This window comes from Erwinia sp. E_sp_B01_1 (assembly GCF_036865545.1).
Lineage (GTDB): Bacteria > Pseudomonadota > Gammaproteobacteria > Enterobacterales > Enterobacteriaceae > Erwinia.
In genome coordinates, this window is record NZ_CP142208.1 from 952,716 (window position 1) to 964,438 (window position 11,723).

The 11,723-nt window shown below is 53.9% G+C and carries 11 protein-coding genes; all 11 read left to right on the plus strand.

Annotated features, from left to right (window positions below; all coding sequences use genetic code 11):
• The first annotated feature begins 39 nt into the window (after nucleotides 1-39).
• Nucleotides 40-1,242 (plus strand): 1-deoxy-D-xylulose-5-phosphate reductoisomerase, encoded by a 1,203-nt coding sequence (gene ispC, locus VRC33_RS04460; RefSeq protein WP_338561282.1) that lies wholly within the window; start codon nucleotides 40-42, stop codon nucleotides 1,240-1,242.
• Between the two features lie 189 nt (nucleotides 1,243-1,431).
• A complete protein-coding gene (ispU, locus tag VRC33_RS04465) occupies nucleotides 1,432-2,184 on the plus strand; it encodes a (2E,6E)-farnesyl-diphosphate-specific ditrans,polycis-undecaprenyl-diphosphate synthase (protein WP_338561284.1) in 753 nt (250 codons plus the stop codon).
• Nucleotides 2,185-2,202: 18 nt separating this feature from the next.
• The gene (gene cdsA, locus VRC33_RS04470) at nucleotides 2,203-3,060 is read left to right on the plus strand and encodes a phosphatidate cytidylyltransferase (protein ID WP_338561286.1); all 858 of its coding nucleotides are present in this window, start codon (nucleotides 2,203-2,205) and stop codon (nucleotides 3,058-3,060) included.
• A gap of 8 nt (nucleotides 3,061-3,068) precedes the next feature.
• Nucleotides 3,069-4,418: a sigma E protease regulator RseP gene (rseP, locus tag VRC33_RS04475; protein ID WP_338561288.1), complete on the plus strand. Its 1,350-nt coding sequence runs from the start codon at nucleotides 3,069-3,071 to the stop codon at nucleotides 4,416-4,418.
• A gap of 55 nt (nucleotides 4,419-4,473) precedes the next feature.
• Nucleotides 4,474-6,876, plus strand: coding sequence for an outer membrane protein assembly factor BamA (gene bamA, locus VRC33_RS04480; protein WP_338561290.1), 2,403 nt, complete (start codon nucleotides 4,474-4,476; stop codon nucleotides 6,874-6,876).
• A 118-nt stretch (nucleotides 6,877-6,994) separates the two neighbouring features.
• A complete protein-coding gene (gene skp / locus VRC33_RS04485; RefSeq protein WP_338561292.1) occupies nucleotides 6,995-7,492 on the plus strand; it encodes a molecular chaperone Skp in 498 nt (165 codons plus the stop codon).
• 3 nt (nucleotides 7,493-7,495) lie between these two features.
• Entirely contained in the window at nucleotides 7,496-8,518 is a 1,023-nt protein-coding gene (lpxD, locus tag VRC33_RS04490; protein ID WP_338561294.1) for a UDP-3-O-(3-hydroxymyristoyl)glucosamine N-acyltransferase, read from the plus strand.
• 167 nt (nucleotides 8,519-8,685) lie between these two features.
• Nucleotides 8,686-9,141 (plus strand): 3-hydroxyacyl-ACP dehydratase FabZ, encoded by a 456-nt coding sequence (fabZ, locus tag VRC33_RS04495; protein ID WP_338561296.1) that lies wholly within the window; start codon nucleotides 8,686-8,688, stop codon nucleotides 9,139-9,141.
• Nucleotides 9,142-9,144: 3 nt separating this feature from the next.
• On the plus strand, nucleotides 9,145-9,933 hold the full coding sequence (gene lpxA / locus VRC33_RS04500; RefSeq protein ID WP_338561298.1) for an acyl-ACP--UDP-N-acetylglucosamine O-acyltransferase: 789 nt from the start codon (nucleotides 9,145-9,147) through the stop codon (nucleotides 9,931-9,933).
• A gap of 3 nt (nucleotides 9,934-9,936) precedes the next feature.
• Entirely contained in the window at nucleotides 9,937-11,082 is a 1,146-nt protein-coding gene (gene lpxB, locus VRC33_RS04505) for a lipid-A-disaccharide synthase (RefSeq protein WP_338561300.1), read from the plus strand.
• The gene (rnhB, locus tag VRC33_RS04510; RefSeq protein ID WP_338561302.1) at nucleotides 11,079-11,699 is read left to right on the plus strand and encodes a ribonuclease HII; all 621 of its coding nucleotides are present in this window, start codon (nucleotides 11,079-11,081) and stop codon (nucleotides 11,697-11,699) included. Before lpxB ends, rnhB begins: the two co-directional genes overlap by 4 nt.
• The last annotated feature ends 24 nt before the right edge of the window (nucleotides 11,700-11,723 follow it).

The window sequence follows — 11,723 nt, forward strand, 5'->3', positions numbered from 1 at the left end:
TATAAGCCTGAGTCGCCGGTAATTACGCAGAGCAACTCCATGAAGCAATTGACGATCCTCGGTTCAACAGGCTCCATCGGCACCAGCACGCTGGCGGTGGTCCGCGCCAATCCGCATCTGTTCGCCATTAAAGCGCTGGTTGCAGGCCACAACGTTGAGCTGATGGCTGAACAGTGTCTGGCTTTCCGTCCCGCCTATGCCTCAATGTCGGATGAAAAGTCGGCGGCGGCACTGCGACTTCGTCTGAAAAGCCTTAATGTGGCGACTGAAGTGCTGAGCGGTGAGCAGGCCGCCTGCGATCTCGCCGCGCTGGACGATGTCGATCAGGTGATGGCGGCAATTGTGGGTGCAGCAGGATTAATGCCTACGCTCGCCGCAATTCGCGCCGGTAAACAGGTGCTTCTTGCCAATAAAGAGTCACTTGTCACCTGCGGCCAGCTTTTCCTGGAGGCCGTCAGCGCGTCAAAAGCTCAGTTACTTCCCGTGGACAGCGAGCATAACGCCATTTTTCAGAGTTTGCCTGCTTCCCTCCAGCAGCAGTTAGGATACGCTTCTCTGGAAGATAATGGCATTGACAGCATTATTCTTACGGGATCGGGTGGCCCTTTTCGTGACACGCCATTGAACCTGCTTGGGGGCATGACTCCCGACCAGGCTTGTGCGCATCCGAACTGGTCAATGGGGCGTAAAATCTCCGTTGATTCTGCCACCATGATGAATAAAGGTTTGGAATATATCGAAGCCCGCTGGCTGTTTAATGCGACTGACGCCCAAATGGAAGTCATTCTGCATCCGCAGTCGGTTATCCACTCTATGGTGCGCTATCGCGATGGGAGTGTGCTGGCTCAACTGGGGTCTCCGGATATGCGTACGCCCATCGCTCACGTGATGGCCTGGCCGCAGCGAGTGCCTTCAGGGGCAACGCCACTGGACTTTACCCGCATGGGAGCGATGACCTTTGCCGAGCCAGATTATGCACGCTACCCCTGCCTGAAACTCGCCATTGACGCCTGTTCAGCCGGGCAGGCCGCGACCACAACATTAAATGCAGCCAATGAAATTGCGGTGGCGGCGTTTCTGGATTCCCAAATCCGGTTTACTGACATTGCCGCCGTGAATCTGGCCGTACTGGAAGCGCTATCCTGCGCGGAACCGGACAGCGTTGAAGCCGTGCTTGAGATCGACAGGCAGGCACGGGAACAGGCTCAAACTCTGTTATCACGCTTCAGTGAAGCCCGGTAATTCAACCAGGTAGCGTGCCGCCATTTGTGGGGCGCAGGCGGAGATGGTATAGTCTTCGCCCGCTAATTGAGTAGCTCGTTGCGATGAAGCGGTAATGCTGGCCGTGGGAGACACGGCTTTTTTGCGTCGAGCGGGTAAGATATTTTCAGAAGCCGTTGTATTTCTGATTAAAGGAAATAATTACGCGTTATGTCGTCCGAAAATCAACTACAAAGCGATGACCTGCAAGGGGAAAACCCCCGTCACGTAGCCATCATCATGGATGGCAATGGCCGCTGGGCCAAAAACCGTGGCAAGCTGCGCATCTCGGGCCATAAAGCCGGTGTAAAGTCCGTTCGTCGGTCGGTGAGTTTTGCTGTCAGTCAGAAGCTGGATGCGCTGACTTTGTATGCTTTCAGCAGTGAGAACTGGAACCGTCCGCCTCAGGAAGTCATGGCGTTGATGGAGTTATTCATCTGGGCACTCGACAGCGAAGTGAAAAGTCTGCACAAGCATAATGTCCGTCTGCGGATTATTGGCGATATTGGCCGTTTCAGTGCCCGTCTGCAGGAGCGCATTCGCCGCGCCGAGGAACTTACTCAGCAAAATAATGGACTAACTCTCAACATTGCCGCGAATTATGGCGGACGTTGGGATATTATTCATGGCGTCAGAAAAATAGCAGAGCAGGTTCAGGAAGGTCTTATCCGTCCTGATCAGATAGAGGAAGAAACCCTCAATCAACATCTCTGCCTCAATGAACTGGCTCCCGTGGATCTGGTAATAAGGACAGGGGGAGAGCATCGAATCAGTAACTTCTTGCTGTGGCAGGTTGCCTATGCAGAGTTCTTTTTTACCGATGTTCTCTGGCCTGATTTTGATGAACAAGTCTTTGAAGGTGCACTGAATGCGTTTGCACAACGAGAGCGTCGCTTTGGCGGTGCAGCACCCGGCGGCGCCTGAGCGCACTGGGGGTAATCTTTGCTGAAGTCTCGCCTGATTACCGCGTTTATACTTATCCCGATTGTGATTGCAGCGCTTTTTCTGCTGCCGCCGCCTGGGTTTGCTGTCGTCACCCTGGTGGTCTGTATGCTGGCCGCCTGGGAGTGGGGGCAGTTCGCAGGCTTCGCGTCACGTACGCAACGCATCTGGCTGGCGGTCCTGTGTGGGCTGCTTCTCGCCTTTATGATGTTCACTCTGCCAGCGTATCAGCACTCTGTGCACTTGCCTCAGGTTGCCGGCTCGCTATGGGCGGCCCTCTGTTGGTGGGTAGTGGCGCTGGTGATGGTGCTGACCTATCCCGGCTCCGCCTCTTTCTGGCGCGGCTCAAAACTCCTTCGCCTGCTGTTTGGTATTCTGACCATCGTGCCTTTCTTCTGGGGCATGCTGACATTACGCCAGTATCACTATGATACCGACCATTTTGCCGGTGCCTGGTGGCTGCTGTACGTGATGTTACTGGTCTGGGGCGCCGATTCAGGGGCTTATATGTTTGGCCGTCTGTTTGGCAAACATAAGCTTTCCCCTAAGGTCTCTCCCGGCAAAACCTGGGAAGGGTTCTTTGGCGGCTTGCTGACCTCCGCGCTGATTGCCTGGCTGTTTGGCCTTTGGGCTCCGTTAACTATCTCTCCGGTTACGCTTTTAGTCTGCTCGCTTGTAGCCGCACTGGCCTCAGTGCTGGGTGACTTAACCGAGAGTATGTTCAAACGTGAAGCTGGCATCAAAGACAGCGGCAATCTCATCCCGGGTCACGGAGGGATCCTTGACCGTATCGACAGCCTGACGGCGGCAGTTCCGGTCTTTGCCTGCCTGTTATTGCTGGTTTTCGGGACGCTATAAGGGACCTTATGCTGAGCATTCTCTGGAGCCTGGGCGCATTTGTCGTTGCGCTGGGTGTGTTGATTACCGTGCACGAGTTTGGCCACTTTTGGGTGGCCCGTCGCTGTGGTGTCAAAGTTGAACGATTCTCTGTGGGATTCGGTAAGGCGCTCTGGCGTCGTCGCGACAAGCAGGGAACGGAATACGTTATTGCTCTGATCCCCTTAGGTGGCTACGTCAAGATGCTCGACGAGCGTGTTGAAAGCGTGCCGCCAGAACTCCGCCATCAATCCTTTAATAACAAAACCGTCCTGCAGCGTGCGGCAATTATCAGTGCCGGGCCGATCGCAAATTTCCTGTTTGCCATTTTCGCTTACTGGCTGGTGTTTATCATCGGCGTTCCTGGCGTTCGCCCGGTAGTTGGCGAAATAGTAAGCGGTTCGCAGGCGGCGGAGGCTCAAATTACGCCTGGGATGGAACTTAAAGCCGTCGATGGTATCGAAACGCCTGACTGGGATGCTGTGCGTATGGCGCTGGTGTCCAAAATTGGCGACCAGCAAACTACGTTGAGCGTGGCGCCCTTTGGTTCCACCCAGGTCAGTGAAAAACGGCTTGATCTGCGTAACTGGCATTTCGAACCGGACAAGCAGGATCCGGTGGTATCGCTCGGTATGCAACCGCGTGGGCCGCAGATTGAAACGGTGCTGGCAGAAGTGCAGGCCAACTCGGCAGCAAGCAAGGCCGGTTTGCAAGCAGGCGACAGGATCGTTAAAGTCGATGGTCAACCGTTGGACCAGTGGCAGCGTTTTGTCACGCTGGTTCGCGATAATCCGGGTACCGCGCTGGCGGTTGAAGTTGAGCGGCAGGGTAATACTGTCGGGTTAACCTTAACGCCAGACGTGAAGCCAGGCAGCAAAGCAGAAGGATTTGCCGGGGTTATCCCGCGTATTGTTCCTCTGCCGGATGAATATAAAACGGTGCGCCAGTATGGTCCGTTTGCAGCCGTCGGTGAGGCCAGTGCCAAAACCTGGCAGCTGATGAAACTCACGGTTAACATGCTGGGCAAACTGATTGTCGGCGAAGTGAAGTTAAACAATCTCAGCGGGCCGATTTCAATCGCCCAGGGTGCTGGGATGTCGGCGGAATATGGTTTGATCTACTACCTGATGTTCCTGGCTTTGATCAGCGTGAACCTCGGGATTATCAATCTGTTCCCGTTGCCGGTATTAGATGGTGGGCATTTGCTGTTCCTGGCGATCGAAAAGATCAAAGGTGGGCCGGTGTCTGAGCGAGTTCAGGACTTCAGTTATCGCATTGGCTCTATTTTGCTGGTGTTGTTAATGGGGCTTGCACTATTCAATGATTTCTCGCGTCTTTAGTCTGCCAACCGGCAAGCTACGCACGAGAACCAGTTAGGAAGAATGCATAACAACGATGGCGATGAAAAAGTTGCTCATAGCGTCGCTGCTGTTTAGCAGCGCTACCGTATACGCGGCAGACGGCTTCGTAGTGAAAGATATTCATTTCGAAGGCCTGCAGCGAGTCGCCGTCGGCGCGGCATTGCTGAGTATGCCTGTCCGCGTGGGAGACACCGTCTCCGATGATGATATCAGTAGTACTATCCGTGCTCTCTTCGCGACCGGGAACTTCGAAGACGTACAGGTCCTGCGCGACGGCGATACGCTGATCGTTCAGGTCAAAGAGCGCCCAACCATTGCCAGCATCACTTTCTCCGGTAACAAAGCGGTGAAAGAGGATATGCTGAAGCAGAATCTGGAAGCATCTGGCGTGCGCGTGGGTGAATCCCTTGACCGCACCACTATCTCAACTATTGAGAAAGGGCTCGAGGATTTCTACTACAGCGTGGGTAAATACAGCGCCAGCGTGAAGGCGGTAGTCACGCCACTGCCACGTAACCGTGTTGACCTGAAGCTGGTCTTTACCGAAGGCGTCTCAGCCAAAATTCAGCAAATCAACGTAGTGGGCAACAAAGCCTTCTCATCTGATGAGCTGATTTCCCGCTTCCAGCTGCGCGACGAAGTGCCGTGGTGGAACGTGGTAGGCGATCGTAAATACCAGAAGCAAAAACTGGCGGGTGACCTTGAAACCCTGCGCAGCTTCTATCTCGATCGTGGCTATGCCCGCTTCAATATTGATTCGACTCAGGTCAGCCTGACGCCGGACAAGAAAGGCATTTACATCACCATCAACATCACCGAAGGCGATCAGTACAAGCTTTCAGGCGTAGTGGTTAACGGCAGCATGGCAGGTCACTCAGCGGAAGTAGAAGCGCTGACTAAGATCAAGCCAGGCGAGCTGTATAACGGCGCCAAAGTGACCAAAATGGAAGATGACATCAAAAAGATGCTGGGCCGTTATGGCTACGCTTATCCACGCGTGGCGACACAGCCAGAAATCAATGATGCTGATAAAACCGTTAAGCTGCACGTCAACGTAGATGCGGGCAACCGTTACTACGTGCGTAAAGTTCGCTTCGAAGGTAACGACACCTCTAAAGATTCCGTTCTGCGCCGTGAAATGCGTCAGATGGAAGGTGCATGGCTGGGCAGTGACCTGGTTGAGCAGGGGAAAGAGCGTCTGAACCGTACCGGTTACTTTGAGACGGTGGATACCGATACGCAGCGCGTGCCAGGTTCCCCGGACGAAGTCGATGTGGTGTACAAGGTGAAAGAGCGCAACACCGGTACCTTCAACTTCGGCGTGGGTTACGGCACGGAAAGTGGCGTAAGCTTCCAGGTTGGCGTAACGCAGGAAAACTGGCTGGGTACCGGTAATACCGTAGGTATCAGCGGTACCAAGAATGATTATCAGACCTACGCTGAATTCTCACTGACCGACCCATACTTTACGGTTGACGGTGTGAGCCTTGGCGGTCGTGTGTTCTATAACGACTTTAAAGCTGATGACGCTGACCTGTCTGACTACACCAACAAAAGCTACGGCTTAGACGGTACGTTAGGCTTCCCGGTCAACGAAAATAACACTTTGCGTGTTGGTCTGGGTTACGTGCACAACGACCTGTCCAATATGCAGCCGCAGGTGGCGATGTTCCGTTACCTCGACTCCGTGGGCCAGAACCCGGGGCTGACCAGCGATGCTGATTATGCTGCCGATGACTTCACTTTCAACTATGGCTGGACATACAACAACCTGGACCGCGGATTCTTCCCAACGTCCGGTAACCGTACCAACCTGAACGGTAAAGTGACCATCCCTGGTTCTGATAACGCCTTCTATAAAGCGACGCTGGATACTCAGCAGTATGTTCCGCTGAATCAGGATCGTACCTGGGTTCTGTTGGGTCGCGGTAAAGTCGGTTACGGCGATGGTCTGAGCGGCAAAGAGCTGCCTTTCTACGAGAACTTCTATGCCGGTGGTTCAAGCACCGTACGTGGTTTCCGTTCGAACACCATCGGTCCTAAAGCGGCTTACTACAATAATGGTTCCAGCACCTGTTCTACCGGTACTCTGTGTGATTCCAATGACGCAGTGGGCGGTAATGCTATGGCAACGGCCAGTGCAGAGCTGATTACCCCTACGCCGTTCCTGAGCGAGAAGTATGCCAACTCGGTCCGCACTTCGCTGTTTGTGGATGCCGGTACCGTATGGGATACCAACTGGGAAAACACTACCGCCACTCGTGACGCGGGTATTCCGGATTACAGCGAACCGGGCAACATCCGTATGTCGGCTGGTCTGGCACTGCAGTGGATGTCTCCACTGGGGCCACTGGTGTTCTCTTACGCCCAGCCGTTCAAAAAGTATGATGGAGATAAGGCCGAACAGTTCCAGTTTAACATTGGTAAAACCTGGTAACACGGTTCAGCAAGGAAGCGTGTAAGTGAGTATCGCGCCGTTTTAAGGCAATCTTCGGATTGCCTGAACGCGCAACACATGTGTCGAAGACACAAACGTTGATGGTAAGGAGTTTATAGTGAAAAAGTTGTTGTGTGCCGCAGGCCTCTCTCTTGCTCTGGCGGTTTCCGCCGGTGCTCAGGCTGCAGATAAAATTGCAGTGGTGAACGTTTCCAGCATTTTCCAACAGTTACCGGCGCGTGCGACAGTTGCGAAACAGCTTGAAAATGAGTTCAAAGGCCGTGCAACCGAACTGCAGGGTATGGAGCGCGATCTGCAAACTAAAATGCAGCGTCTTCAGCGTGACGGCTCTACCATGAAGGCCAGCGAGCGCAGCCGCATGGAAAAAGACGTTATGGCGCAGCGTGAAGCCTTCTCAAGCAAAGCTCAGGCTTTTGAGCAGGACAACCGCCGTCGTCAGGCTGAAGAGCGTAACAAAATCCTGAGCCGTATTCAGGATGCTGTGCAGAAAGTGGCTGATGATGAAGGTTACGACGTCGTTGTTGATGCTAATGCTGTTGCCTACTCAGCTAAATCTAAAGACATCACTGCTGATGTTCTGAAACAGGTTAAATAATCAATGTCATCTATTCGACTGGCTGATTTAGCCCAGCAGTTGGATGCAGATTTGCACGGAGATGGCGATATCGTCATCTCCGGCATTGCTTCTATGCAATCCGCCCAATCCGGTCAAATCACTTTTCTTGCTAACAGTCGTTACCGCGATCAGCTCAGTACCTGCAAGGCTTCGGCCGTGGTGCTGTTGGCAGCGGATCTGGACTGCGCACAGGGCGCCGCCCTGGTGGTGAAAGATCCTTATCTGACCTATGCCCGCATGGCGCAGATTCTGGACAGTACCCCACAGCCCGCTAAAGATATCGCGCCCAGCGCGGTGATCGATTCCAGCGCTAAGCTGGGTCAGAATATTTCTGTCGGTGCAAATGCTGTTATCGAATCCGGCGTAGAGCTGGGTGATAACGTCGTCATTGGTGCCGGTTGTTTCGTCGGGAAAAATACCCGCATCGGAGCCGGAACCCGTTTATGGGCCAACGTCTCTGTCTATCATGAAATTCAGATCGGTGAGCGCTGCCTGATCCAGTCCGGCACGGTCATTGGTGCTGATGGCTTTGGTTACGCTAACGATCGTGGCAACTGGGTGAAAATCCCTCAGTTGGGTACGGTAATCATCGGCGACCGCGTGGAAATTGGCGCCTGCACCACCATCGATCGCGGTGCGTTGGATAACACTCAGATCGGGAATGGTGTTATCATTGATAACCAGTGCCAGATTGCACATAACGTTGTGATTGGCGACAATACCGCGGTTGCGGGAGGCGTCATCATGGCCGGCAGCCTGAAAATTGGCCGCTACTGCATGATTGGCGGTGCAAGCGTAATCAACGGTCACATGGAAATTTGTGACAAAGTTACGGTTACCGGAATGGGAATGGTCATGAGACCAATCACCGAACCTGGGGTATACTCTTCCGGGATTCCGTTGCAACCCAACAAAACCTGGCGCAAAACGGCCGCGTTGGTGATGAATATCGATGAAATAAGCAAACGCTTAAAAGCTATCGAGCGTAAAGTCGACAAAGACTGAACGTCATACCAGCGCCTTGACCAGCCTTCATACCCGTCAGGGTAGAATTAGAAAGCTAAGCAGGGAAGGCTTGCGCACGGAAACTGATTTGCGGCCTGCGGACGATCTTAGGATCTTTGCAGGCCGTGTTATTGATGCCATCAGAATTTTAGGACAGGAAGAGTATTTTGACTACTGAAACTCATACTCTGAAGATTGAAGAGATTATTGAACTGCTGCCGCACCGCTATCCGTTTCTGCTGGTCGACCGCGTACTGGAGTTTGAAGAGCACAAGTTCCTGCGTGCGGTGAAGAACGTATCGGTCAACGAACCGTTTTTCCAGGGCCATTTCCCTGGTAAACCGATTTTTCCAGGCGTACTGATTTTAGAAGCCATGGCGCAGGCAACCGGGATTCTGGCGTTTAAAAGCGTCGGTAAACTGGAACCGGGCGAGCTCTACTATTTCGCCGGGATTGACGACGCCCGCTTTAAGCGTCCTGTAGTGCCAGGCGATCAGATGATCATGGAAGTAACCTTCGAAAAAACCCGCCGTGGTCTGACGCGCTTTAAAGGCGTGGCGACCGTAGACGGTAAAATTGTCTGCGAAGCAACAATGATGTGTGCCCGCAGCCGGGAGGCGTAATCAGTGATTGATGAAACTGCTGTAATCCATCCAAGTTCCGTCATTGAAGAGGGCGCCATTATTGGCGCTCGCGTCCACATCGGCCCGTTCTGTTTTATCGGGGCTGACGTTGAGATTGGTGAAGGCACCGTCCTGAAATCTCATGTGGTGGTCAATGGTCACACCCGTATTGGCAAAGACAATACTATTTACCAGTTCGCCACCATTGGTGAAGCTAACCAGGATCTGAAATACGCTGGTGAGCCTACCCGTGTTGAGGTTGGCGATCGCAACAGTATTCGTGAGAGCGTAACCATTCACCGTGGGACCTCTCAGGCCGATGGCCTGACCAAAGTGGGTAGCGATAATCTGTTGATGGTAAATGCGCATATCGCCCATGACTGCATTATTGGCGACCGCTGTATCCTCGCCAACAACGCAACCCTGGGTGGCCACGTGATTGTGGATGACTTTGCCATTATCGGTGGGATGACAGCCGTTCATCAGTTCTGCATCATTGGTGCACATGTGATGGTCGGTGGCTGTTCTGGCGTAGCTCAGGATGTGCCGCCGTTCGTCATTGCTCAGGGTAATCACGCCACGCCGTTTGGTATCAACCTGGTTGGCCTGCAGCGTCGTGGCTACAGTAAAGATGCCCTGCACGCAATCCGCAATGCGTATAAGATCCTTTATCGCAGCGGTAAAACGCTGGAAGAGGCGAAGCCTGAAATCGCTGAAATTGCCCGTGAGCACCCGGAAGTTCAGCCATTCTATGATTTCTTTACTCGCTCCACGCGAGGTCTGATTCGTTAACTCATGCCAAAGCATCCCTTAACGATTGCCCTTGTCGCCGGAGAAACCTCCGGCGATATTCTTGGTGCCGGTCTGATCCGTGCGCTGAAGGAAAAGCATCCGGATACCCGCTTTGTGGGCGTGGCCGGGCCGCTGATGCAGGCTGAAGGGTGTGAAGCCTGGTATGAAATGGAAGAGCTGGCGGTAATGGGGATAGTAGAAGTGGTGGAACGTTTGCCACGTCTGCTGAAAATCCGTAAGGATTTGACCCGGCGGTTTACCGAACTGAACCCTGATGTCTTTGTAGGCATTGACGCGCCTGATTTTAATATCACCCTTGAGGGGCGTCTCAAGCAGCGGGGCATTCGCACTATTCATTACGTCAGCCCTTCTGTGTGGGCCTGGCGTCAGAAACGCGTATTTAAAATAGGCCGTAACACCGATCTGGTGCTGGCCTTTTTGCCGTTTGAAAAAGCCTTTTACGACCGTTTCAATGTTCCCTGTCGCTTTATCGGTCATACCATGGCGGATGCGATGCCGATCGAGCCGGACAAGCGTGCAGCGCGTCTGGAACTCGGGATTGCTGAGGGAACGCCTTGCCTGGCTTTACTGCCCGGCAGCCGCAATGCGGAAGTTGAAATGCTGAGTGCTGACTTCCTGAAAACGGCCATGCTGCTGCGGCAGAAATGGCCCGACCTCGAAATAGTGGTGCCGCTGGTTAACCCGCGCCGTCGCGAACAGTTTGAAAGAATCAAAGCTGAGGTTGCCCCCGATCTGCCCATGCATCTGCTGGATGGCAAAGGGCGTCAGGCGATGGTTGCCAGCGATGCGGCTCTGCTGGCATCGGGAACGGCGGCGCTGGAATGCATGCTGGCAAAATGCCCGATGGTCGTGGGTTACCGCATGAAGCCCTTTACCTTCTGGCTGGCTAAGCGTCTGGTAAAAACGGACTACGTTTCGCTGCCTAATTTACTGGCAGGCCGCGAGCTGGTAAAAGAGCTGCTGCAGGATGAATGTCAGCCGGATCTGCTGGCTGCGGCACTGGAGCCTCTGCTTGCCCGGGGCGAAACCCGCGATCGCCTGCTGGCGACCTTTACAGAACTTCATCATCAAATCCGCTGGAATGCCGACGAGCAGGCCGCGGCGGCCGTACTGGAACTCTGCCCGTGAGCGATTTTATCTATCCTGTTGCCGCCTGCATTGCAGGCGTGGACGAAGTAGGACGTGGTCCGCTGGTTGGGGCGGTAGTGACCGCTGCGGTAATCCTCGATCCTGCCAGGCCCATTGCCGGTCTGGCCGATTCCAAAAAGCTTTCAGAGAAACGCCGGCTGGCGTTATGTGAAGAGATCAAAGAGAAGGCGTTAAGCTGGAGCCTGGGTCGCGCAGAGCCGGAAGAGATCGACCAGCTCAATATTCTGCATGCTACCATGCTGGCCATGCAGCGTGCCGTCGCTGGCCTGCATATCACGCCTGATTTTGTGCTGATTGATGGCAACCGTTGCCCGGCCCTGGCCATGCCTTCTCAGGCGGTGGTAAAGGGTGACAGCCTGGTGCGGGAAATCAGCGCCGCGTCTATTATTGCCAAAGTAACGCGCGATCGGGAGATGGCTGACCTGGACCTGCTGTTCCCGCAGTATGGATTCGCGCAGCACAAAGGGTATCCAACGGCGCTGCACATGGAAAAATTATCACTTCATGGCGTAACGCCGCATCACCGTCGCAGTTTTGCACCGGTGCGTAATGCGATACTGGATGCTGAAATAGCGGCATCAGCCGGGCTTCTCTAATTTTCACCCCTGAGTCTTAAGTGG